The sequence below is a fragment of the Pantoea stewartii subsp. stewartii genome, assembly GCF_008801695.1.
Classification (GTDB): domain Bacteria; phylum Pseudomonadota; class Gammaproteobacteria; order Enterobacterales; family Enterobacteriaceae; genus Pantoea; species Pantoea stewartii.
Genome location: NZ_VZPF01000024.1, coordinates 36617 through 61107, shown reverse-complemented (window position 1 = coordinate 61107; position 24491 = coordinate 36617). Strand labels below are relative to the sequence as shown.

Genomic DNA, 24491 nt, shown 5'->3' with positions numbered 1-24491 from the left:
ATGGAGGCGAAGCGCCTCAAGGAGCCATGTCCGGTGTTTCACGCGATAGTGTCCATTAAAAAATGATGGACACTATTTTCCCGGAACCGGAGCCCGCTGCACAGACGGTTTAAATGTGACGCTTACAATTGACAGTACATTACATGCTCATCTATTACATTTGCAATGGTAACTCATGACAATAACTCGTCTTGCGATCGCCACCTTCGCTGGTCTGCTATTTTCCAGTTCGCTGCTGGCCGAAGAGATCGGCTCGGTCGATACCGTATTTAAGATGTTTGGGCCGGACCACAAAATTGTGGTGGAAGCGTTCGATGATCCTGATGTTAAAAATGTAACCTGCTATATCAGTCGGGCGAAAACGGGCGGGATTAAGGGCGGACTGGGACTCGCAGAGGACACGTCTGACGCCGCTATTTCCTGTCAGCAAACCGGACCGGTTGAGTTAAGTGATAAGATCGCCAAAGGAAAAGCGCAGGGTGACGTTGTATTTCGCCAGCGTACTTCCCTGATTTTCAAGAAGTTGCAGGTTGTTCGCTTCTTTGACAGCAAGCGCAATGCGCTGGTCTACCTGGCGTATTCGGATAAGGTGGTGGATGGTTCGCCGAAAAATGCGCTGAGTGCCGTGCCGATTATGCCCTGGCATTAACGCATAAAAAACGCCCGAAAGGGCGTTTTTTTGAGGCAGTTACTCTTGCAGGTCACCGCAGAAACGGTAGCCTTCACCGTGAATGGTAGCAATGATTTCTGGCGTATCCGGTGTGGATTCGAAATGTTTACGAATACGGCGGATGGTGACATCAACGGTACGATCGTGAGGTTTCAGATCGCGTCCGGTCATTTTTTTCAGCAAATCAGCACGGGTCTGAATTTTGCCGGGATTTTCGCAGAAGTGCAGCATGGCGCGGAACTCACTGCGCGGCAGTTTGTACTGCTCACCGTTGGGATTGATCAATGAACGGCTGTTGATATCCAGTTCCCAGCCGTTGAACTTATAGCTCTCGACCTGACGACGCTCTTCATTAGGCAGCGGTAAGTTCATGGTGCGTAACAGCAGATTACGTGCACGAATAGTTAACTCACGCGGATTAAATGGCTTCGTGATGTAGTCGTCTGCGCCAATTTCCAGTCCAAGGATCTTATCAACTTCGTTATCGCGTCCTGTCAGGAACATTAATGCCACATTAGCTTGCTCACGCAGTTCACGCGCCAGTAACAGGCCGTTTTTGCCCGGCAGGTTGATGTCCATGATAACCAGGTTAACATCATTGTCGGTCAATACCTGATGCATTTCTGCACCATCGGTCGCTTCATACACGACATAACCTTCCGCCTCAAAAATACTTTTGAGGGTATTACGCGTGACCAGTTCGTCTTCAACGATGAGAATGTGCGGGGTCTGCATGTTTAGCTACCTAATTTTGCCAACTAAATTGAAAACAGGGCGTACAGCGGTTAGGTGCTCTCCAGTGCGGAGAACGGCAAGCTTTGCTGAACCGTTGTACGAAAGTCATTGTGATAAGCTTTTATCAAGGTCAACAACCGTGTTCGCTCAGCCAGCCGTAACGACAATTCCATGCCCTGCGGAATAATAAATTGAAACATATACTAACTGTCTTAACAGCAACCTAACAGCAATAGCAACAACTGCTAAGCATAAAAACAACGCTTCGTTGACTTATATCAAATGCAATTGTAGCACGTTAACATTTCTGTGAAAAACATCCCGAAAAATTGACGCAGAAGGCGATTACACGTCATTTTTGTACCGACAGGCACAGCACAGCACAAAACGGGATGTTAGAAACTTACTATCACAGAGGGCTGAATTGAAAGGCTTTTATTTTGAAGTTTCTGATAATGTGCACTTTATGATAAAAAAGGACGCAATGGCTTTTTTTAACGTGTTTTAACATGTATTTCAGGGTGTTAACCTCAAAGCTTATACCTCTTAATATCACGCTACATGTTACACTGCACCGTCTACATTTACTGATGGAATGATCATGCTTTTTCCTCTTATCCTCGTCTCGCCCGCCCGGCCGGAAAATATCGGCGCAGCGGCCCGTGCCATGAAAACCATGGGTTTTAGTGAACTGCGCATTGTCGCCAGCGATGCCTGGCAGGACCCGGCTGCACGCCGTGTGGCGCACGGCGCGGGGGACATCCTGGATAACGTGAAAACATTTGCTACGCTGGCTGATGCGCTGGCGGATATCGATTTTTCCGTCGCCACCACCGCGCGCAGTCGTGCCAGGTTCCGTTACTACGCCACGCCCCAGCAGGTTGAAGCCCGGTTGCTTGAAAAGCGGCAGTGGGTAAACAGCATGGCGCTGGTGTTTGGTCGCGAAGACAGTGGGCTGACCAACGAGGAACTGGATCAGGTTGACCTGCTCACCGGGATCCCTATGGCGCAGGACTATCCTTCATTAAATCTCGGGCAGGCGGTGATGGTGTACTGTTATCAGTTAGCGGCCCTTAACCAGGTCACAGCACCCGTTACGCCGCTTGCCGATGCGCAGCAATTGCATGCGTTGCGCCAGCGTCTGACGCAGTTACTCCAGCAACTGGATGTCAGCGACGACATCAAAATGTCAGACTGGATTAATCAGCGTATTGGTTTGCTGGAACAGCGCGACAGTGCAATGCTGCATCGCCTGTTACATGATGTGGAAAAAAAGCTCGCAGAGAAATCCTCGGGGAATGCGTAACTATTTAGTGACAGATGTTAATTAAGCGCACGATATCAAACGATTCGCCATGTTTTTTTCCTGCAATCACACGCTAAGCATGGCGAGTTTTTTTTGCACAAAGGATAAAACCGTTGACTTGATGTGCGCTTTGATTTACTTCTTAGAACCAGACGGACAATCAATGACAGACAGAAAATAAATCTGAATGCGTAATCACAGCCTGAACACCACAATTATTACCACCACCATTACCATGGGTAACGGGGCGGGCTGACGCATCCAGGAAAAACAAAAAAAGAAGCCCGCACCTCACGAGTGCGGGTTTTTTTTTGACTCAAAATCAGGAGAGTTGACATCATGCGAGTGCTGAAATTCGGTGGGACCTCGGTGGCCAATGCAGAGCGTTTTCTGCGCGTCGCCGATATTCTGGAAAGTAATGCGCAACAGGGACAGGTTGCTACCGTGCTTTCTGCACCTGCAAAGATTACCAACCACCTGGTTGCGATGATTGAAAAAACCATCAGCGGTCAGGATGCGTTGCCCAATTTGAGTGATGCGACGCGCATCTTCGCAGAACTGCTGCAGGGGCTGGCCGAGGCACAACCCGGTTTCGACTATGAGGGGCTGAAAAGCCGTGTTGACAGCGAATTTGCGCAACTTAAACAGGTTCTGCACGGCATCAGCCTGTTAGGACAGTGCCCTGACAGCGTCAATGCGGCCATTATCTGTCGGGGCGAGAAGCTCTCCATTGCCATTATGGAAAAGCTGTTAGAAGCCCGTGGCTATGGCGTCAGCGTGATCGATCCGGTCGAAAAACTGCTGGCCATCGGCCATTATCTGGAATCAACCGTGGATATCGCCGAGTCAACCCGCCGCATTGAAGCCAGTCAGATCCCAACAGAAAACATGATCCTGATGGCCGGTTTCACCGCCGGTAACGAACGGGGTGAACTGGTGGTGCTGGGCCGCAACGGTTCTGACTATTCGGCGGCGGTGCTGGCGGCCTGCCTGCGGGCCGATTGCTGTGAGATCTGGACCGATGTGGACGGGGTTTATACCTGCGATCCACGCCAGGTTCCGGACGCGCGCCTGCTCAAATCCATGTCTTACCAGGAAGCAATGGAGCTGTCCTATTTCGGGGCCAAAGTTCTGCATCCTCGCACTATCGCACCTATCGCGCAGTTTCAAATCCCTTGCCTGATCAAAAACACGGCCAATCCCCAGGCGCCAGGTACGCTGATTAGCGGCAACGGCGAGCAGGATGAGTATCCGGTCAAAGGCATCACCAACCTGAACAATATGGCGATGTTTAACGTCTCCGGCCCGGGCATGAAAGGCATGGTGGGCATGGCGGCCCGCGTCTTTGCCACCATGTCGCGCACCGGCATTTCTGTGGTGCTCATTACCCAGTCTTCGTCTGAATACAGCATCAGCTTCTGCGTTCCTCAGAGCGAGCAGGCCCGCGCCCGTCGCGTGCTGGAGGACGAATTCTATCTTGAACTGAAAGATGGTCTGCTGGATGCGCTGGACGTTATCGAAAATCTGGCGGTGATCTCGGTCGTGGGTGACGGAATGCGTACCCTGCGCGGGATTTCAGCCAAGTTCTTCTCTGCGCTGGCGCGGGCCAATATCAATATCATTGCGATTGCTCAGGGCTCGTCTGAACGATCAATTTCCGTCGTGGTAAACAATGACGACGCCACCACCGGTGTTCGCGTGGTGCACCAGATGCTGTTTGCCACCGATCAGGTGATTGAAGTCTTCGTGGTGGGCGTTGGCGGTGTGGGCGGCGCGCTGCTGGATCAGTTGCATCGCCAGCAGGCCTGGCTCAAACAGAAGCATATCGACTTGCGCGTATGCGGTATCGCCAATTCCCGTGCGCTGTTAACCAATGTACACGGTATTGATCTCAGTAACTGGAAAGGCGAGATGGAGCAGGCCAAAGAGCCGTTCAATCTGGGACGCTTAATTCGTCTGGTAAAAGAGTATCATTTGCTCAATCCGGTCATTGTGGACTGCACATCAAGTCAGGCGGTTGCCGACCAGTACGCGGATTTCCTGGCTGAGGGCTTCCACGTAGTGACGCCGAATAAAAAGGCGAATACCGCGTCATGGGAATATTACCAAAAGATACGCGCCACCGCTGCCGGATCGCGCCGTAAGTTCCTGTACGACACTAACGTGGGCGCCGGTTTGCCCGTTATTGAAAATTTGCAAAATTTGCTGAATGCAGGCGATGAATTGATCCGCTTCTCCGGTATTCTGTCGGGATCGCTGTCGTATATTTTTGGCAAACTGGATGAAGGTGTCTCGCTGTCGGAGGCCACGCGCATGGCGCGCGAAATGGGATTCACTGAGCCGGATCCGCGTGACGATTTATCCGGCACGGATGTCGCGCGTAAGCTGCTCATTCTGGCCCGCGAAGCCGGCTATCAACACGAAATGCACGACATTGAGATTGAGCCGTTGCTGCCAGCGCACCTGACCGCCATCGCCGATGTTGAGCAGTTTATGCAGCAACTGCCCGACGTCGATGCGGCGATTGCCGCCCGAGTGGCGCAGGCGCGTGAGGCGGGCAAAGTGTTGCGTCTGGTCGGCGTGATCGAAGAAGGCGGGGCGTGCAAAGTCAAGATCGAGGCAGTAGACAGTAACGATCCGCTTTTTAAAGTGAAAAACGGTGAGAATGCACTGGCGTTCTACAGCCGCTATTATCAGCCCATTCCGTTGGTGTTGCGCGGATACGGTGCAGGAAATGACGTGACAGCAGCGGGCGTGTTCGCCGATCTGCTGCGCACACTGTCGTGGAAGTTGGGAGTGTAATGATGGTAAAAATTCATGCGCCGGCCTCAATAGGCAATGTCAGCGTGGGCTTTGATGTGCTGGGCGCGGCGGTCTCGCCAGTGGATGGTTCATTGCTGGGAGATTGCGTCTCGGTCGAGGCGGCCGACAGCTTTAGCCTGAGCAATACTGGCCGCTTTGTCAGTAAACTGCCCAGCGATCCTAAAGAGAATATCGTTTATCAGTGCTGGGAGCGGTTCTGCGAAGCCATTGGCAAAAGCGTGCCGGTGGCGATCACGCTGGAAAAAAACATGCCTATAGGCTCGGGGCTGGGCTCCAGCGCCTGTTCCGTGGTTGCGGGTCTGATGGCCATGAACGAATTTTGTGGCAAACCGCTGGATGACAACCAGCTCCTGACGTTAATGGGGGAGCTGGAAGGGCGCATTTCCGGTAGCGTACATTACGATAATGTTGCGCCGTGCTTCCTTGGCGGTATTCAACTGATGATCGAGGAAAATGGGATCATTACCCAGGCGGTGCCAGGCTTTGACGACTGGCTGTGGGTGATGGCCTATCCGGGCATCAAAGTGTCAACAGCGGAGGCGCGGGCGATTTTACCGGCGCAGTACGCGAAGCAGGACTGCATCAAGCACGGCCGACTGCTGGCCGGATTCATTCATGCCTGCCATACGCGCCAACCCGCGCTGGCGGCTAAACTGATGCAGGATGTGATTGCTGAGCCGTACCGGACTCAGCTGTTACCGGGCTTTGCCCAGGCACGTCAGGCTGCTCAGGATATCGGGGCGCTGGCCTGCGGTATTTCGGGCTCTGGCCCCACGCTCTTTGCCATTTGCAACCAGATGGAAACGGCACAGCAGATGGCCGACTGGCTGAGCCAGCACTATCTGCAGAACGATGAAGGCTTCGTCCATATCTGCCGTCTTGATACGGCTGGCGCACGTAAACTGGGATAACGCATGAAACTCTACAATCTTAAGGATCATAACGAGCAGGTCAGCTTCGCCCAGGCGGTGAAACAAGGTCTGGGTTCACAGCAAGGGCTGTTTTTCCCGCTTGAGCTACCTGAATTTGAACTGACCGACATCGATGCCATGCTGGAGATGGATTTTGTTACACGCAGCAGCAAAATCCTCTCTGCCTATATTGGCGACGAAGTGCCGGCGGCGCATCTGACCGAACGCCTGAAAACGGCCTTTACCTTTCCGGCACCGATCAAAGCGGTGACCGATGATGTCGCCTGTCTTGAACTGTTCCACGGCCCAACCCTGGCGTTCAAAGACTTTGGCGGCCGTTTTATGGCGCAGATGCTGTCCTATGTAAGTGGTTCAGATGAGCAGATCACGATTCTGACGGCAACCTCTGGCGATACCGGTGCCGCCGTCGCCCATGCGTTTTACGGCATGGAAAATGTGCGCGTCGTGATCCTGTATCCGCAGGGCAAAATCAGCCCGTTGCAGGAGAAATTGTTCTGTACGCTGGGCGGCAACATCGAAACCATTGCGATTGACGGCGATTTTGATGCCTGCCAGGCATTGGTCAAACAGGCCTTTGATGATCAGGAACTGAAGAAAGCTATCGGCCTGAACTCAGCCAACTCCATCAACATCAGCCGTCTGCTGGCGCAGATTTGTTATTACTTTGAAGCCGTCGCGCAACTGCCGCAGGAAAAACGTAATCAACTGGTCGTCTCTGTACCAAGTGGCAACTTTGGTGATTTGACGGCAGGTCTGCTGGCGAAGTCACTTGGGCTGCCGATCAAGCGGTTTATTGCGGCAACGAATGCCAATGACACGGTGCCGCGCTTTCTTGGCAACGGCGAATGGCAGCCTAACGCGACCGTTGCGACATTGTCGAACGCCATGGATGTGAGCCAGCCGAATAACTGGCCGCGCGTTGAGGAGCTGTTCCGTCGCAAAACCTGGCGCCTGAGTGATTTAGCCTACGGCGCGGTATCCGACGCGGTGACGCGCGAAGCGATGCGTGATCTGGCGAAACTGGGTTACGTATCAGAGCCGCACGCGGCGATTGCCTGGCGCTTGCTGCGTGACCAGTTACAGGACGGCGAGTACGGCTTATTCCTTGGCACGGCGCACCCGGCGAAGTTCCTGGAGAGCGTGGAAAGTATTCTGGAGCAGAAGCTGGCGCTGCCGACTGAACTTGCAGAGCGTGCCGATCTGCCGTTGCTGTCGCATACCATGAAGGCAGATTTTGCCTCACTGCGTGCCTTTTTGCTGAAATAAAAGAAAGGTGGCTCGTGCCACCTTCCTGCATTCAGTCGCGCGTCGGGCAGGTTTACTGTTCGGCGCGTTTAAACACCAGTTCGTTGTCTCTGCTTTCCTCTGCTACAAACCGATAACCCTCAAGGTCAAACCGGGTTAACTGCTCAGGTTGGGTCAGGCGCTGCTGAATAATAAAGCGGCTCATCAATCCCCGGGCCTTCTTCGCATAGAAACTGATGACTTTATACTTGCCGTTTTTCTCATCCAGAAACACCGGCTTGATCAGGCGCGCCTGCAGTTTTTTCGGTTTGATCGCTTTGAAGTATTCGTCTGACGCCAGATTAATCAATATGTCATCGCCCTGGCGGGCAAGGGCTTCATTCAGTTTTTCAGTGAGCAGGTCGCCCCAGAAGCTGTAAAGATCCTGGCCTGCCGGATTCGCCAGCTTGATGCCCATCTCCAGGCGATACGGCTGCATCAGATCCAGCGGACGCAGTAAACCGTATAAGCCCGACAGCATCCGCAGATGTTGCTGCGCAAAGTCGAAATCGTGTTCGCTAAAGGTTTCAGCCTGCAAACCGGTGTAGACATCGCCTTTGAACGCCAGAATAGCCTGACGGGCATTGTCCAGGCTGAAGTCGGGATGCCAGCTGTTGAAACGTTCGGCGTTCAGATGGGCCAGTTTATCGCTGATACTCATTAATGACGCGATCTGCGCAGGCGACAGCGTACGCGCAATCTGAATCAGCTGTTGTGACTTTTCTAACAGGGCAGGTTGGGTAAAGTGCTGTGTGGCCAGGGGGCTTTCATAATCCAGCGTTTTGGCGGGCGAGATCACCATCAACATCGTCGCGTCCTCAGTAAGTCCCTTTCAGAAAGGGGAGAGCCAGTCATTGTTGCTGCGAGTGTAGCAAAAAAGCCGCAAGGATCGGCAAATCACTCCCATTCGTTCGCGCTATCGTAAACGGCATTCCCCGACCTTGCACCGCCGTTGCCGCGTGATATTATCCCAACAGCCTTTTATCACCCTGACAGTTAACTAAGAGAAAAGAACATGACGGACAAACTGACCTCCCTGCGTCAACTGACCACCGTAGTGGCCGACACCGGTGATATCGCAGCGATGAAGCTGTATCAACCCCAGGATGCCACCACCAACCCTTCTCTGATTCTTAACGCTGCTCAAATCCCTGAATACCGTAAACTGATTGATGAAGCGATCGCGTGGGCACGTCAGCAGAGCAACGATAAAGAGCAACAACTGCAACTGGTCTCTGACAAACTGGCCGTAAACATTGGTCTGGAAATCCTTAAACTGGTCCCGGGCCGCATTTCGACCGAAGTGGATGCGCGTCTTTCTTACGACACAGAAGCCAGCATTGCCAAGGCACGCAGCCTGATCAAACTCTATAACGATGCCGGTATCAGCAACGATCGTATCCTGATCAAACTGGCGTCAACCTGGCAGGGTATTCGTGCAGCAGAACAGCTGGAAAAAGAAGGCATCAACTGTAACCTGACGCTGCTGTTCTCCTTCGCCCAGGCGCGTGCCTGTGCGGAAGCGGGCGTGTATCTGATTTCGCCTTTTGTAGGCCGTATCCTCGACTGGTACAAAGCGAACACCGACAAAAAAGAGTACGCGCCACACGAAGATCCAGGCGTGGTATCCGTCTCTGAAATCTATAACTACTACAAGCAACACGGTTATGAAACGGTGGTTATGGGGGCAAGCTTCCGTAACGTCGGTGAAATCATTGAGCTGGCTGGCTGTGACCGTCTGACCATTTCACCTGCGCTGCTGAAGGAGCTGGCTGAAAGCGAGGGCTCGCTGGAGCGTAAGCTGAGCTACAGCGGTGAAGTGAAAGCGCGTCCGGAGAAAATGACCGAGTCAGAGTTCCTGTGGCAGCACAACCAGGATCCGATGGCGGTGACCAAGCTGGCGGAAGGTATCCGCAACTTTGCCATCGACCAGGGCAAACTTGAGAAGATGCTGGCAGAAATGCTTTAATCGTTCACCGTGGCGGCACCGTCGCCACGGTTTTCCCTTTCCGTCACGGTTTGTTATTCTTTTCACTACGTCCTTTCCTTATCACCGCACTGCGGTAAACCACAGCGAACAACATCATGAACACATTACGTATCGGATTGATCTCGGTTTCCGATCGCGCAGCGAACGGCATTTATCAGGATCAGGGCATTCCGGCTCTGGAAGCCTGGCTGAGCGGTGCGATCAGCACGCCTTTTGAACTGGAAACGCGACTGGTCCCGGATGAGCAGCCCATGATTGAGCAGGCCATTTGCGAGCTGGTGGACGAACGCTTCTGTCATCTGGTGCTGACCACCGGTGGAACCGGTCCGGCACGTCGTGATGTGACGCCGGATGCGACGTTAGCGGTGGCCGATCGCGAGATGCCAGGATTTGGCGAGCAGATGCGGCAAATCAGCCTGAAGTTTGTGCCGACCGCGATTCTATCGCGCCAGGTGGGCGTGATTCGTAAACAATCCCTGATCCTTAACCTGCCCGGTCAGCCGAAATCCATTAAAGAAACGCTGGAGGGGCTGAAAGACGCGCAGGGCAACGTCCTGGTCCCAGGAATTTTTGCAGCTGTACCTTATTGTTTACAGTTGCTCGACGGACCTTATGTCGAAACCCACGCGGAATGCGTAGCAGCTTTTCGCCCAAAAAGCGCCATACGTGAGATAAATAACTAAATATTCTGCTTTTCAGGAATAAGCTACAGCCTGGCTGGTGTGGTGATAAATTGACGGTATAGTAAGCACAGCTTTACAACCGTTCTCTTTATCTCTGGACGCCTATGACCACACTTGAGACGCCGCGCCTGAAACCTCAGGACTATAAAACGCTGGCACTGGCTGCGCTGGGTGGCGCGCTGGAATTTTACGACTTTATCATCTTCGTTTTTTTCGCCGCCGTTATCGGTGAACTCTTCTTTCCCGCCGATATCCCCGACTGGCTTCGTCAGTTACAGACGTTCGCCATTTTTGCCGCGGGTTATCTGGCGCGTCCGCTTGGTGGCATCATCATGGCGCACTTTGGCGACAAAGTGGGCCGTAAAAAAATGTTCAGCCTGAGCATATTGCTGATGGCCTTACCCACCCTGGCAATGGGCGCGTTGCCCACCTGGTCGTCGATTGGTCTTGCCGCGCCGCTGTTGATGCTGCTTCTGCGCATGCTGCAGGGGGCGGCTATCGGTGGTGAAGTGCCTGGTGCATGGGTGTTTGTGGCGGAGCATGTGCCTTACAAACGCATTGGTATCGCCTGCGGCACGCTGACCGCCGGACTGACGATTGGCATCCTGTTGGGATCGGTGGTGGCAACCTTAATTAATACAACGCTGACGCAACAGGCGATTCACGATGGCGGCTGGCGCATTCCTTTCTTTCTGGGCGGGGCGTTTGGCTTAGGCGCCATGTATTTACGCCGCTGGCTGCATGAAACGCCGGTTTTCGTGGAGATGCAGCAGCGCAAAACGCTGGCGCAGGAACTGCCGCTGAAAACCGTGGTCATGAAACATCGAAAATCGGTAGCGATTTCAATTCTGCTGACCTGGATGCTGTCGGCCTGTATCGTTGTGGTGATTTTGATGGCACCGGTCTGGTTGCAGAAACAGCATGGAATGGCGCCGGCGCTGACCTTAAAAGCCAACAGCATTGCGATTATTATGCTGTGTGTGGGCTGTATCGTATCCGGACTGCTGGTGGACCGCTTCGGTACCAGCCGGACATTAAGCACAGGAAGCGTATTGCTCGCACTGTGCAGCGGGCTGTTCTATTCGCTGGCACCGCAGCATCCCGATTACCTGTTTTTGCTTTACGGGCTGGCAGGTCTTAGCGTGGGTGTTGTCGGGATTGTGCCCTTTGTCATGGTGCGCGCGTTCCCCGCCGAGGTTCGCTTCACCGGCCTGTCTTTTTCCTACAACCTTTCCTATGCGGTGTTTGGCGGGCTGACGCCGATTTGCGTAACATTGCTAATGAATGTGTCTCCCCTGGCGCCTGGCTGGTATGTCATGGCGCTGGCGCTGGTGGGACTGATCGTCAGCGTCTGGCTGAGACAGGATATCAGCCACGAGCCTTGCCTGAGTGAAGGCATCAATCAGGCCTGAACCCTGTACGCGGAGCCCGGCTCCGCGCTTTCTTTTTCTCTGCCAGCCGCGGCGTGCAGTCTGATGCTCGCCGCCGCGCCCTGCGCCAGATAAAAGCGTACCGTACCCGGACTGCCCATTGTATGGATGAACAGAACCGAAACGTGGACTGTTTCGAGGCGGCATTTTGCCGCACTCTCGTCAGGGAGCGCGTCAGTTTATTATCTTGGTTAAGGCAGCCTGAGCGGCCGTTGAAAATTTTTTTTCATTTAACCCTTGATGCGCTTCTAAGCGACCCCATTTACTTGTCATCGAGCGTTGTGGACGTTGGAAAAAAAAGCATGTGAGGTCGGGTTGAATGTCATCAACCTGCCCACATAAAAGGTTCACAACCCAAACTGGCAACGAATTTAAGTGGGAGATGTTTAGATGGGTAAGATTATTGGTATTGACCTGGGTACAACCAACTCTTGTGTTGCGGTCATGGACGGCACCAAAGCGCGTGTGCTTGAGAACGCCGAAGGCGATCGCACCACGCCTTCGATCATCGCTTATACACAGGATGGTGAAACTCTGGTCGGACAACCGGCTAAACGTCAGGCTGTGACCAACCCGCAGAATACCCTGTTTGCGATCAAGCGTCTGATTGGCCGTCGCTTCCAGGACGAAGAAGTACAGCGTGATATCAAAATCATGCCTTACAAAATTGTGGGTGCTGATAACGGCGACGCATGGCTGGAAGTGAAAGGCCAGAAAATGGCACCGCCGCAGATTTCTGCGGAAGTGCTGAAAAAGATGAAGAAAACGGCTGAAGATTTCCTGGGTGAGCCCGTAACTGAAGCGGTTATCACCGTTCCGGCTTACTTCAACGATGCTCAGCGTCAGGCAACCAAAGATGCTGGCCGTATCGCAGGTCTGGAAGTCAAACGTATCATCAACGAACCGACGGCAGCGGCGCTGGCGTATGGCCTGGATAAAGGCCAGGGCAACCGCATCATCGCAGTTTATGACCTGGGTGGCGGTACCTTCGATATCTCTATCATCGAAATCGACGACGTTGATGGCGAAAAGACCTTTGAAGTTCTGGCAACCAACGGTGATACGCACCTGGGTGGTGAAGACTTCGACAGCCGCCTGATCAACTATCTGGTGGCAGAATTTAAGAAAGACCAGGGCATCGATCTGCACAACGATTCACTGGCGATGCAGCGCCTGAAAGAAGCGGCCGAGAAAGCCAAGATCGAGCTGTCTTCTGCGCAGCAGACCGATGTTAACCTGCCGTACATTACGGCGGATGCTACCGGTCCTAAACACCTGAACATCAAAGTGACCCGTTCTAAACTGGAGTCGCTGGTTGAAGATCTGGTTGCGCGCTCTATCGAGCCGCTGAAAGTCGCACTGCAGGATGCAGGCCTGTCCGTTTCGGACATCAACGACGTTATCCTGGTGGGTGGTCAGACACGTATGCCACTGGTTCAGGCTAAAGTGACTGAGTTCTTTGGCAAAGAGCCACGTAAAGACGTGAACCCGGATGAAGCGGTTGCGGTCGGTGCTGCGGTACAGGGCGGTGTGTTAGGTGGCGACGTGAAAGACGTTCTGCTGCTGGACGTGACTCCGCTGTCACTGGGTATCGAAACCATGGGCGGCGTGATGACTTCGCTGATCAGCAAGAACACCACCATCCCAACCAAGCACAGCCAGGTGTTCTCGACGGCAGAAGACAACCAGTCTGCGGTAACGATTCACGTGCTGCAGGGTGAGCGTAAGCGTGCCAGCGACAACAAGTCACTGGGCCAGTTTAACCTGGACGGCATTCAGCCTGCGCCACGCGGTATGCCGCAGATCGAAGTGACCTTCGACATCGATGCGGATGGTATCCTGCACGTATCAGCGAAGGACAAAAACAGCGGTAAAGAGCAGAAGATCACCATTAAAGCGTCTTCCGGCCTGAACGAGGACGAGATTGCGAAAATGGTGCGTGATGCTGAAGCGAACGCGGAATCTGACCGTAAGTTCGAAGAGCTGGTGCAGACCCGCAACCAGGGTGACCAGATCGCTCACAGCACACGTAAGCAGCTGGATGAAGCGGGCGACAAACTGTCAGCGGATGACAAAGCCCCAATCGAAGCGGCGCTGAGCGCGCTGGAAACGGCGCTGAAAGGCGAAGATAAAGCAGAGATCGATGCCAAAATGCAGGCGCTGATGGAAGTTTCCAGCAAACTGATGGAAGCCGCACAGCAGTCTCAGGCGGGTGCAGCGGATGCCCACGATGCGTCAGCGAAGAAAGATGACGATGTGGTCGATGCTGAATTCGAAGAAGTAAAAGACAATAAGAAATAATTGCCCCTGACCGGGCGCGACGGTTGCCCTGACAGCCGTTGAAACCAGCACGGGCGTAGGAGTTTTCTCCACGCCCGTGCGATCATGTTAAGGGCTAAATAAATGGCGAAGAGTGATTACTACGAGATTTTAGGCGTCGCCAAATCTGCAGACGAGCGTGAAATCAAAAAGGCGTACAAACGCCTGGCGATGAAATATCACCCGGACCGTAATCCAGGCGATAAAGACGCCGAAACCAAGTTTAAAGAAGCAAAAGAAGCCTACGAAATCTTAACGGACGCCCAGAAGCGCGCGGCCTACGATCAGTACGGTCATGCCGCCTTTGAACAAGGCGGTATGGGCGGAGGTGGATTCGGCGGCGGCTTTGGCGGCGGCGGTGCAGATTTCAGCGATATCTTTGGCGACGTTTTCGGTGACATCTTTGGTGGTGGCCGCCGTCAGCGCGCAGCCCGTGGTTCAGATTTGCGCTACAACATGGAGCTGACGCTGGAAGAAGCGGTTCGCGGCGTGACCAAAGAGATCCGTATTCCGACGTTAGAAGAGTGCGATGTCTGCCACGGCAGCGGTGCCAAAGCGGGGACCAAACCGCAAACCTGTTCGACCTGTCATGGCGCAGGCCAGGTGCAAATGCGTCAGGGCTTCTTCACCGTGCAGCAGGCCTGTCCAACCTGTCATGGCCGGGGTTCGGTGATCAAAGATCCGTGCAACGCCTGTCATGGCCATGGCCGCGTCGAGAAATCCAAAACGCTGTCGGTGAAAATTCCAGCGGGCGTCGACACGGGCGACCGTATTCGGTTGAGCGGTGAAGGTGAAGCCGGTGAGCAGGGCGCACCCGCGGGCGATCTGTACGTTCAGGTGACGGTGAAAAAACATCCGATCTTTGAACGTGAAGAGAACAACCTCTACTGCGAAGTGCCGATCAACTTTGCCATGGCGGCGCTGGGCGGTGAGATAGAAGTGCCTACCCTGGACGGACGCGTGAAGCTGAAGGTACCGGCAGAGACTCAGACCGGTAAGCTGTTCCGTATGCGCGGTCGCGGTGTGAAATCGGTGCGCGGTGGTGCGGTAGGTGACCTGCTGTGCCGTGTCGTGGTGGAAACCCCAGTCAGCCTGAATGACAAGCAAAAAGCGCTGCTGCGTGAACTGGAAGAGAGCTTTGGTGGACCCAGCGGCGAGCACAACAGCCCGCGTTCCAAAAGCTTCTTTGACGGCGTGAAAAAGTTTTTTGACGATTTAACCCGCTAATCGCACGGACGTATGTCACTAAAGCGGAGAGGACATTCTCCGCTTTTTTTATGCCAGCACCAGGGCGGAGGTACGCCGTTACTTAGGGCCCTGTCTTCTCTTGCCTGCTTTCCTTCTTCTCTTTGCTGTCGCCAAAATGTCGACATTACGTAAAAGCGGATAAATTAGCTTTTTATCAGGTTCAGTGAATCGTTACACTGCTCAGCATTGTGTTTTCCGCTCAGGAGGAGTGCATTTTGTCAAAACCTCGTCGTATCAGGCATTTAATTAAAAGTTTTATTGAGAGTGATGCCAGCAACGGTATGGTGTTAATTCTGGCTGCCGTGGTGGCGATGGTTCTCGCGAACAGTGCGTCTACCGCTCAGGGCTACCAGGCGCTGCTGGAGACACCGGTGCAGATTCGCTTCGGTGAGCTGGATATCAGCAAAAATCTGTTGTTATGGATCAATGACGCCCTGATGGCGCTGTTCTTCCTGCTGATTGGTCTGGAGGTGAAGCGTGAACTCATCTCGGGTGAACTGGCCAGCCGCGATCGGGCCGTATTCCCGGTTATTGCCGCCTTAGGGGGAATGGCGGCGCCTGCCATCCTGTTTTTACTGTTTAATCACGGTGATGAGATCGCCCGCAATGGCTGGGCCATTCCCACCGCGACGGATATCGCTTTTGCGCTGGGCGTGCTGGCCCTGCTGGGCAGCCGTGTCCCGACGGCCCTGAAAGTTTTTTTGATGGCGCTGGCAATTATCGATGACCTAGGGGCGATTATCATTATCGCGCTGTTCTATACCAGCGATCTCTCAGTCACGTCCCTCAGCGTGGCGGTAGGAGCCATTGTCGTGCTGGCCATCCTGAACCGGTGTAATGTGCGTAATATCGCCGTTTATATGCTGGTCGGGCTGGTGCTGTGGACTGCGGTATTGAAGTCCGGCGTCCATGCAACGCTTGCGGGCGTCGTCGTCGGCTTCTTTGTCCCGCTGGAAGAGAAAGACGGTCACTCGCCGGCTGAACATCTGGCGCATGGCTTGATGCCCTGGGTGAACTGGCTGATTCTGCCGCTGTTTGCCTTCGCCAACGCCGGGATTTCCCTGACAGGGATTACCTTTGGCGATGTGCTGTCACCCGAGCCGCTGGGCATCATCCTTGGCCTGCTGATCGGTAAGCCATTAGGGATTACCCTGTTCTGTTGGCTGGCGGTGACGCTGAGGCTGGCGGTGCTGCCTAATGGCACGACGCTGCGCGATATCATGGCGATTGGCGTGCTGTGCGGCATTGGTTTTACGATGTCGATCTTTATCAGCTCGCTGGCTTTTGATGCGGCTCATGAACAGCTGGTGACATTCTCGAAGCTGGGGATTCTGAGCGGTTCACTGCTCTCGGCTGTGCTGGGTTACACGTTATTGCGATATAAACTGCGGTAAACGAAAGGAGGCGCACGCCTCCTTTTTGTCTTCCCCGACGCGGTTATGCAGCCAGGGCGAACATAACAGATTACGTTTTTGCGTACGGGGATAACGCGAAAAGGGCAGATATCGGATCGGGGCGGCACAGGCTGAATCATGGGCACCTACCGCTTATGCCTGATAGCGTTTTCCCGTCGTCCGTGGGCTATCCGTTGTCACAGAAAGGCGAGCTTTGAAGCGGTTCGCCATCTGCGCGGGCTGTCTGGCAAGGAAGCGGGAAAGAGGAAGGTCGGCAGTGAATCGCAGACATAAAAAAACCGGCTCAGAGCCGGTTCTTTCAACAAAGCGATAAACAAAAGGCGATTAAGCCAGTTTGTTGATCTGTGCAGTCAGGTTTGCTTTATAACGTGCAGCTTTGTTTTTGTGGATCAGACCTTTAGCAGCCTGACGGTCCACGATTGGTTGCATTTCATTAAATGCATTCTGCGCAGCAGCTTTGTCGCCTGAAGCGATCGCCGCGTATACTTTCTTAACGAAGGTACGCATCATAGAGCGACGGCTTGCGTTATGCTTGCGACGTTTCTCAGATGTTACGGCACGTTTCTTAGCTGATTTGATATTAGCCAAGGTCCAACTCCCAAATATGTTCGATAGAGACAAATCAAAGGCCGAGGACTATGCCTTTTGGACCTTCTGTTGTCAATGGATTTGTGCAAATAAGCGTCGTTCACAAGTGATAACCTGCACGACACTCGGTTACGTATTTGATGGCGCAAGATTCTACCAGCTTCTGTGTCCTGAATACAGTATTTCGCAACAAAATTCTCTTTGTGGCTCTGCGTGCCGGTAAATACGGCCTGTTACGCATGAAAGGCGTGTTCACGGGTTAACCTCGGCGGCTTTCGAGGGTATAATCCGCCGATTTCCACCGGTTTGAGTCAGCCATGAAGTTTATCCGCGGTATTCATAATCTTAATGCGCAGCATCACGGCTGCGTTCTGACCATTGGTAATTTCGATGGTGTGCACCGCGGCCATCAGGCGCTGATGGGGCGGTTGATGGAAGAAGGCCGGAAGCGTCAATTGCCGGTCATGGTGATGGTATTTGAACCTCAGCCGCTGGAACTGTTTGCCGGTGGCAATGCCCCTGCCAGACTGACCCGCCTGCGCGAAAAACTCAGGTACCTGGCAGAAATCGGCGTGGATTATGTGCTGTGCGTGCGGTTCGATCATCGCTTCGCCGCACTCTCGGCGCAAAGTTTTATCAGCGAATTGCTGGTGAGCAAACTGGGCGTGAACTACCTGGCCGTTGGGGATGATTTCCGCTTTGGCGCTGGTCGGCAGGGGGATTTCCTGCTATTACAGAAAGCCGGAGTAGAATACGGTTTCGACGTCGTCAGCACAGAAACGTTTTGCGACGGCGGTAAACGCATCAGCAGCACGGCGGTGCGTCAGGCGCTGGCTGAGGACAATCTGGCGCTGGCGCAGTCGCTGTTGGGCCATCCTTTCAGTATCTCAGGGCGCGTGGTGCACGGTGATGCACTGGGACGCACGCTGGGATTCCCTACTGCCAATCTCCCTTTACGCCGCTGCGTCTCGCCGGTCAAAGGCGTGTATGCGGTAGAAGTCGAGGGCCTGGGGCCGAAACCCCTGCCCGGCGTCGCCAACATTGGCACGCGCCCGACAGTAAAAGGTTTACGCCAACAGCTTGAAGTTCACCTGTTGGACATCAATATGGATCTCTATGGTCGCCACATTGATGTGGTATTGAAGCAGAAAATACGAAACGAGCAGCGCTTTGCTTCACTGGACGCGTTGAAAGAGCAAATTGCGAAAGACACGGTAACGGCCCGACAATTTTTTGGCCTGTAACCTGAGCAAAAAACGGAATCGAGAATCTGATGAGTGACTATAAATCTACCCTGAATTTGCCGGAAACGGGGTTCCCCATGCGTGGCGATCTGGCCAAACGCGAACCGGGAATGCTGCAGCGTTGGTATGATGACAATCTTTACGGCATCATCCGCGAAGCCAAAAAAGGGAAAAAAACCTTTATCCTGCATGATGGCCCTCCTTATGCGAACGGCAGCATTCATATTGGTCACTCTGTTAACAAGATTCTGAAAGACATTATCGTCAAGTCGAAAGGCATGGCGGGCTACGATTCACCGTATGTGCCGGGCTGGGACTGTCACGGTTTGCCTATCGAGCACAAAGTTGAGCAGATGATCGGTAAGCCGGGCGAGAAAGTCACCGCCGCCGAATTCCGCGAAGCCTGCCGTAAATACGCGGCCGAACAGGTTGAAGGACAGAAAGCCGACTTCATTCGTCTGGGCGTGCTGGGCGACTGGGATCGTCCTTACCTGACGATGGATTTCACGACCGAAGCGAATATCATTCGTGCGCTGGGCAAAATCATCGGTAATGGCCACCTGCACAAAGGCGCCAAGCCGGTGCACTGGTGCATGGATTGCCGCTCTGCGCTGGCGGAAGCGGAAGTTGAGTATTATGACAAAACGTCGCCTTCCATCGATGTCATGTTTAATGCCGTGGATGCGGATGCCGTGCGTGCGGCATTTGGGGTAACGGCCTCAGAAGGCCCCGTTTCGCTGGTCATCTGGACAACCACGCCGTGGACCATGCCTGCTAACCGCGGCATCTCTCTGCACCCCGAATTTGACTATCAGCTGTTGCAGATTGAGGGCCGCAGCCTAATCCTGGCGAAGGATCTGGTTGAGAGCGTCATGAAACGCGCGGGCGTCAGCCACTGGACTGTGCTGGGCACCTGCCAGGGCGCAGCACTGGAGCTTCAACTGTTCCAGCACCCTTTCCTGGCGCAGATCCAGTCGAAGGTGGTTCTGGGCGATCACGTGACGCTGGATGCCGGTACCGGTGCGGTTCACACAGCACCGGGTCACGGTCCGGATGACTATGTGATCGGTCAGAAATACGGTCTGGAAACGGCGAATCCGGTTGGGCCTGATGGCGCCTACCTGCCCGGTACCTATCCCGGGCTTGACGGCATTAACGTCTTTAAAGCTAACGAGTTGATCGTTGAACTGCTGAAAGAGAAGGGCGCGTTGCTGCATGTTGAAAAACTGCTGCACAGCTACCCGCACTGCTGGCGCCATAAAACCCCGATCATCTTCCGTGCTACCCCGCAGTGGTTTATCAGCATGGATCAGAAAGGCCTGCGCGCGCAGTCCCTGAAAGAGATTAAAGGCGTTCAGTGGATCCCGGACTGGGGCCAGGCGCGTATTGAATCCATGGTCGCCAATCGTCCTGACTGGTGTATTTCCCGTCAGCGTACCTGGGGCGTCCCAATGGCGCTTTTCGTCCATAAAGAGACCGAAGAACTGCACCCGGACACCCTGTCGTTGATGGAAAAAGTGGCGCAGCGCGTTGAGCAGGACGGTATTCAGGCATGGTGGGATCTCGATCCCCGCGATCTGATGGGCGATGATGCCGACAACTATGTGAAGGTGCCGGATACGCTGGACGTCTGGTTCGATTCAGGATCGACCAGCTATTCTGTCGTGGATGCGCGCCCGGAATTTGGCGGTAATACGCCGGATATGTATCTGGAAGGATCGGATCAGCACCGTGGCTGGTTTATGTCCTCGCTCATGATCTCGACAGCGATGAAAGGCAAAGCGCCTTATCGTCAGGTGCTGACGCATGGCTTTACCGTTGATGGTCAGGGCCGCAAGATGTCCAAATCCATTGGTAATACCGTTGCGCCGCAGGATGTGATGGATAAGCTCGGGGCAGACATTCTGCGCCTGTGGGTTGCTTCGACCGATTACTCGGGCGAAATGGCCGTTTCTGACGAAATCCTGAAGCGCTCTGCCGATGCCTATCGTCGTATCCGTAACACGGCGCGTTTCCTGTTAGCGAACCTGAGCGGCTTTAATCCGGCCACCGATCTGGTTAAACCGGAAGAGATGGTGGTGGTCGATCGCTGGGCGGTAGGACGTGCGCAGGCGGCGCAGGCGGATATCGTGGCTTACTACGAGCACTACGATTTTCACGAAGTGATTCAGCGCCTGATGCAGTTCTGCTCCATTGAGATGGGCTCCTTCTATCTGGATATCATCAAAGACCGTCAGTACACCGCGAAAGGTGACAGCCTGGCGCGCCGTAGCTGTCAGTCTGCGCTGTGGCACATTGTGGAAGCGCTGGTGCGCTGGATGGCGCCGGTCATGTCTTTCACAGCCGATGAGATCTGGGGCTATTTGCCGGGCGATCGCGCGAAGTATGTGTTCACTGAAGAGTGGTACACCGGCCTGTTTGGTCTGCCTGAAAACGAAGCGCTGAACGATGCGTACTGGGCTGAACTGCTTAAAGTGCGCGGTGAAGTGAACAAGGTGATTGAACAGGCACGTAGCGATAAACGCATTGGTGGCGCGCTGGAAGCCTCTGTCACGCTGTATGCTGATGCCGAGCTGGCGGCGAAGCTGAAGGCGCTGGGTAATGAGCTGCGCTTTGTGCTGCTGACCTCCGGTGCTGAGGTTGCCGACTACGCCCAGGCTGACGCTGATGCGCAGCAGAGTGAACTGGTAAAAGGTCTGAAAATCGGCCTGCACAAAGCCGAAGGCGAGAAATGTCCGCGCTGCTGGCACTACACTACTGACGTCGGTCAGAACCCTGAGCACGCTGCGGTGTGCGGTCGCTGTTACACTAACTTAGCCGGAAACGGTGAAGAGCGTAAGTTTGCCTGATGAGTAGACCTGTTTTCTCCACCGGATTGCGCTGGCTGTGGCTGGTGCTGGTTGTTATCGTTGTTGATTTTGTCAGCAAGCAGTGGGTAATGAACAACATGATGCTGCATGAAACGCAGCCGCTGATGCCGTTCCTTAACCTGTTTTACGCGCACAATTACGGCGCGGCGTTCAGTTTCCTCGCGGATAAAGGCGGCTGGCAGCGCTGGTTCTTCGCCGGTATTGCGCTGGCGATTGTGGTGTCGCTGCTGGTGATGATGTATCGCAACAGCGCCCAACAGAAGATCGCCAACAGTGCTTATGCGCTCATTATCGGCGGCGCTGTCGGTAATCTGTTTGATCGTGCGTATCATGGCTTCGTGGTGGATTTTATCGATTTCTATATCGGTAACTGGCACTTTGCTACATTTAATATCGCTGACTGCGGCATCTGTATCGGTGCGGCGTTGGTGGTGCTGGAGGGGTTTTTTAATCCGTCCAGCAAGCAGGTTAAAAAAGGGTAAACCATGTCTGAGTCTGTACAGCGCGACAGCGCGGTGTTGTTGCATTTCGTTCTGAAGCTGGAAGATGGCTCAGTGGCGGAATCCACCCGCGCCAGCGGTAAACCTGCGCTGTTTCGTCTGGGTGACGGTAGCCTGTCCGGCGCGCTGGAACAGGCACTGCTGGGCTTAAAAGCCGGGGATAAACATCAGTTCTCACTGGCACCGGAAGAGGCGTTTGGCGGTGTCAGTCCTGATCTGATCCAGTACTTTTCGCGTCGCGACTTTAATGAAGCGGGCGAGCCTGAGATTGGGGCTATTATGCTGTTTACCGGCATGGGCGGCAGTGAAATGCCGGGCGTGATTCGCGAAATCAATGGTGATTCGATCACCGTTGATTTTAACCATCCGCTGGCAGGCCATCGCGTTCAGTTTGACATTGAGGTGCTGGAAATCGATCCGGTACTGGAGGCGAACCATGCAAATTCTGCTGGCTAATCCACGTGGTTTTTGTGCTGGCGTCGATCGCGCCATCAGCATTGTTGAAAACGCACTGACGCTGTTTGGTGCGCCGGTCTATGTGCGTCATGAAGTGGTACATAACCGCTACGTGGTGGACAGCCTGCGCCAGCGCGGCTCAATTTTTATTGAGCAAATCAGCGAAGTGCCGGATGGTGCTATCCTGATTTTCTCTGCCCATGGCGTTTCTCAGGCGGTACGTAACGAAGCGAAGAGCCGTGATCTCACGGTCTTTGATGCGACCTGCCCCCTGGTGACCAAGGTGCACATGGAAGTCGCGCGCGCCAGCCGCCGGGGCGAAGAGTCGGTGCTGATTGGTCACGCCGGGCACCCGGAAGTCGAAGGTACCATGGGGCAGTACAATAACCCCAAGGGCGGCATGTATCTGGTGGAGTCCCCGGATGACGTCTGGAAACTGGACGTTAAAGATCATGACCGGCTGTCTTTCATGACGCAAACCACGCTGTCGGTCGATGATACCTCAGAAGTGATTGATGCGTTGCGTGCCCGTTTCCCGAAAATTGTCGGCCCACGTAAAGATGATATTTGCTATGCCACGACAAACCGGCAGGAAGCGGTAAGGGCACTCGCTGAAGAGGCGGATGTCGTGCTGGTAGTCGGATCTAAAAACTCGTCAAACTCTAACCGTCTGGCCGAACTGGCGCAGCGCATGGGTAAAGCGGCTTATCTGATCGACGATGCAGAGGATATCCAGCCCGAATGGATCGCCGCGGCCCGCTGTGTTGGCGTCACCGCGGGTGCATCGGCGCCGGATATTCTGGTGCAGAATGTCATCAGCCGTCTGCAGGCGTTAGGTGGCGGCGAAGCCAGAGTCCTGGAAGGGCGGGAAGAAAATATCGTGTTTGAAGTCCCCAAAGAGTTGCGGGTTGATGTCCGCAACGTGCAGTGACAACAAACCTGTAGTAGCAAAAAGGCCGACTCTGTTCGGCCTTTTTGCTATCCGCCGCCCGGCCAACGACGAGGTGAAATTGCTTTTACTGATAATCGCCTTCGCCTGGCATAAAAATTCTTATTATCCCCGAGAAAAAGTGGCGCAGTTGTTATCTCATGGTTAACCTGATTGCGCTTGCATGCATAGTTTTGTTTTAGGAATGAATAAATATGAAGAATATCCGCATTGCCATCGTGGGTGCGCCGGGACGCATGGGCCGTAACCTGATTCAGGCGGTCGTTCACGCCAATGGCGTTGAGCTGGGCGCGGCACTGGCACGTCCGGGCTCGTCATTAATTGGCACCGATGCTGGTGAACTGGCGGGCGTGGGCAAACTGGACGTTCCCGTTGTCGATGATCTGCGTGCTGTGATGGATGATTTTGACGTCTTAATCGATTTCACCCGTCCCGAAGGGACGCTGGCCTACCTGGCACTGTGCCGTGAACACCGCAAGGCAATGATTATTGGTACGACCGGATTTGACGAAGCCGGTAAGGCGGCGATTCGTGATGCGGCAACAGAGACGGGGATTGTCTTTGCGGCGAACTTCAGCGTTGGCGTCAATCTGGTTCTGAAGCTGCTGGAGAAAGCCGCTACCGTGATGGGCGATTATGCGGATATTGAGATTATCGAAGCGCATCATCGTCACAAAGTGGACGCTCCTTCAGGAACGGCGCTGGCCATGGGGGAAGCCATTGCCGACGCCATGGACTGGAAACTGGCTGATCATGCCGTTTACAGTCGCGAAGGGCACACCGGCGAACGTAAGGCTCAAACCATTGGTTTTGCAACAGTGCGAGCCGGTGACATTGTCGGCGAACACACGGCCATGTTTGCAGACGAGGGAGAGCGTGTAGAGATTACTCATAAGGCGTCAAGCCGTATGACGTTTGCTAATGGCGCGGTTAAGGCGGCATTATGGGTAAGTGCGAAGAAAAAAGGGCTTTACGATATGCGTGATGTCCTTGATTTAGCCAGTTTGTAATGAGTTTTACCTGTGTGATGTGGTGATTTCAATCGCTAA

The 24491-nt window shown here is 54.0% G+C and carries 22 protein-coding genes and 1 other annotated feature; of the genes, 19 read left to right on the top strand and 3 right to left on the bottom strand.

Going from position 1 to position 24491, the window contains the following annotated elements:
* The first annotated feature begins 175 nt into the window (after positions 1–175).
* Positions 176–649: a protein CreA gene (gene creA / locus F7Q90_RS09060; protein ID WP_006117619.1), complete on the top strand. Its 474-nt coding sequence runs from the start codon at positions 176–178 to the stop codon at positions 647–649.
* A 39-nt stretch (positions 650–688) separates the two neighbouring features.
* Here the strand turns inward: creA and arcA are convergent, their stop codons facing one another.
* A complete protein-coding gene (gene arcA, locus F7Q90_RS09055) occupies positions 689–1405 on the bottom strand; it encodes a two-component system response regulator ArcA (RefSeq protein WP_006117620.1) in 717 nt (238 codons plus the stop codon).
* Between the two features lie 601 nt (positions 1406–2006).
* On the opposite strand from arcA, the gene F7Q90_RS09050 reads away from it, so the two are divergent.
* The 5 genes from F7Q90_RS09050 (at position 2007) to thrC (ending at position 7732) form a co-directional block, all read left to right on the top strand.
* Positions 2007–2711, top strand: a complete 705-nt coding sequence (locus tag F7Q90_RS09050; protein ID WP_006117621.1) for a tRNA/rRNA methyltransferase — start codon at positions 2007–2009, stop codon at positions 2709–2711.
* Between the two features lie 187 nt (positions 2712–2898).
* Positions 2899–2967 carry a thr operon leader peptide gene (gene thrL / locus F7Q90_RS27835; RefSeq protein WP_071988721.1) on the top strand — a complete coding sequence of 23 codons (69 nt, stop codon included), beginning with the start codon at positions 2899–2901 and terminating at the stop codon, positions 2965–2967.
* Positions 2906–3025: a sequence feature (Thr leader region), on the top strand. (Overlaps the previous gene by 62 nt.)
* Positions 3026–3050: 25 nt before the next feature.
* Positions 3051–5513 carry a bifunctional aspartate kinase/homoserine dehydrogenase I gene (gene thrA / locus F7Q90_RS09040; RefSeq protein WP_006117622.1) on the top strand — a complete coding sequence of 821 codons (2463 nt, stop codon included), beginning with the start codon at positions 3051–3053 and terminating at the stop codon, positions 5511–5513.
* Positions 5514–5515: 2 nt separating this feature from the next.
* The gene (gene thrB / locus F7Q90_RS09035) at positions 5516–6445 is read left to right on the top strand and encodes a homoserine kinase (protein WP_006117623.1); all 930 of its coding nucleotides are present in this window, start codon (positions 5516–5518) and stop codon (positions 6443–6445) included.
* 3 nt (positions 6446–6448) lie between these two features.
* Positions 6449–7732, top strand: coding sequence for a threonine synthase (gene thrC / locus F7Q90_RS09030; protein ID WP_006117624.1), 1284 nt, complete (start codon positions 6449–6451; stop codon positions 7730–7732).
* Positions 7733–7784: 52 nt separating this feature from the next.
* On the opposite strand, the gene yaaA is transcribed toward thrC, so the two are convergent.
* Complete coding sequence (gene yaaA / locus F7Q90_RS09025; RefSeq protein ID WP_006117625.1) at positions 7785–8558, bottom strand: peroxide stress protein YaaA; 774 nt, start codon at positions 8556–8558, stop codon at positions 7785–7787.
* 207 nt (positions 8559–8765) lie between these two features.
* On the opposite strand from yaaA, the gene tal reads away from it, so the two are divergent.
* The 7 genes from tal (at position 8766) to F7Q90_RS26635 (ending at position 17108) form a co-directional block, all read left to right on the top strand.
* The gene (tal, locus tag F7Q90_RS09020; protein ID WP_006117626.1) at positions 8766–9719 is read left to right on the top strand and encodes a transaldolase; all 954 of its coding nucleotides are present in this window, start codon (positions 8766–8768) and stop codon (positions 9717–9719) included.
* Positions 9720–9835: 116 nt separating this feature from the next.
* Positions 9836–10423 (top strand): molybdopterin adenylyltransferase, encoded by a 588-nt coding sequence (gene mog, locus F7Q90_RS09015; RefSeq protein ID WP_006117627.1) that lies wholly within the window; start codon positions 9836–9838, stop codon positions 10421–10423.
* 104 nt (positions 10424–10527) lie between these two features.
* Positions 10528–11835 carry an MFS transporter gene (locus tag F7Q90_RS09010; protein WP_006117628.1) on the top strand — a complete coding sequence of 436 codons (1308 nt, stop codon included), beginning with the start codon at positions 10528–10530 and terminating at the stop codon, positions 11833–11835.
* 408 nt (positions 11836–12243) lie between these two features.
* A complete protein-coding gene (dnaK, locus tag F7Q90_RS09005) occupies positions 12244–14154 on the top strand; it encodes a molecular chaperone DnaK (protein WP_006117630.1) in 1911 nt (636 codons plus the stop codon).
* Between the two features lie 102 nt (positions 14155–14256).
* Positions 14257–15399, top strand: a complete 1143-nt coding sequence (dnaJ, locus tag F7Q90_RS09000; RefSeq protein ID WP_006117631.1) for a molecular chaperone DnaJ — start codon at positions 14257–14259, stop codon at positions 15397–15399.
* 236 nt (positions 15400–15635) lie between these two features.
* A complete protein-coding gene (gene nhaA, locus F7Q90_RS08995) occupies positions 15636–16814 on the top strand; it encodes a Na+/H+ antiporter NhaA (RefSeq protein ID WP_006117632.1) in 1179 nt (392 codons plus the stop codon).
* A gap of 138 nt (positions 16815–16952) precedes the next feature.
* Positions 16953–17108, top strand: coding sequence for a hypothetical protein (locus F7Q90_RS26635; RefSeq protein ID WP_156879131.1), 156 nt, complete (start codon positions 16953–16955; stop codon positions 17106–17108).
* 51 nt (positions 17109–17159) lie between these two features.
* On the opposite strand, the gene rpsT is transcribed toward F7Q90_RS26635, so the two are convergent.
* Complete coding sequence (gene rpsT / locus F7Q90_RS08990) at positions 17160–17423, bottom strand: 30S ribosomal protein S20 (protein WP_006117633.1); 264 nt, start codon at positions 17421–17423, stop codon at positions 17160–17162.
* 317 nt (positions 17424–17740) lie between these two features.
* On the opposite strand from rpsT, the gene ribF reads away from it, so the two are divergent.
* The 6 genes from ribF (at position 17741) to dapB (ending at position 24452) form a co-directional block, all read left to right on the top strand.
* Entirely contained in the window at positions 17741–18667 is a 927-nt protein-coding gene (gene ribF / locus F7Q90_RS08985; protein ID WP_006117634.1) for a bifunctional riboflavin kinase/FAD synthetase, read from the top strand.
* 29 nt (positions 18668–18696) lie between these two features.
* On the top strand, positions 18697–21516 hold the full coding sequence (gene ileS, locus F7Q90_RS08980) for an isoleucine--tRNA ligase (protein WP_006117635.1): 2820 nt from the start codon (positions 18697–18699) through the stop codon (positions 21514–21516).
* Positions 21516–22019: a signal peptidase II gene (gene lspA, locus F7Q90_RS08975; protein ID WP_006117636.1), complete on the top strand. Its 504-nt coding sequence runs from the start codon at positions 21516–21518 to the stop codon at positions 22017–22019. The genes ileS and lspA overlap by 1 nt, the downstream gene beginning before the upstream one ends.
* 3 nt (positions 22020–22022) lie before the next feature.
* Positions 22023–22493: an FKBP-type peptidyl-prolyl cis-trans isomerase gene (gene fkpB / locus F7Q90_RS08970; protein WP_006117637.1), complete on the top strand. Its 471-nt coding sequence runs from the start codon at positions 22023–22025 to the stop codon at positions 22491–22493.
* Positions 22474–23424, top strand: coding sequence for a 4-hydroxy-3-methylbut-2-enyl diphosphate reductase (gene ispH / locus F7Q90_RS08965; protein WP_006117638.1), 951 nt, complete (start codon positions 22474–22476; stop codon positions 23422–23424). Before fkpB ends, ispH begins: the two co-directional genes overlap by 20 nt.
* Positions 23425–23636: 212 nt before the next feature.
* Complete coding sequence (gene dapB / locus F7Q90_RS08960) at positions 23637–24452, top strand: 4-hydroxy-tetrahydrodipicolinate reductase (RefSeq protein ID WP_006117639.1); 816 nt, start codon at positions 23637–23639, stop codon at positions 24450–24452.
* Positions 24453–24491: the final 39 nt, after the last annotated feature.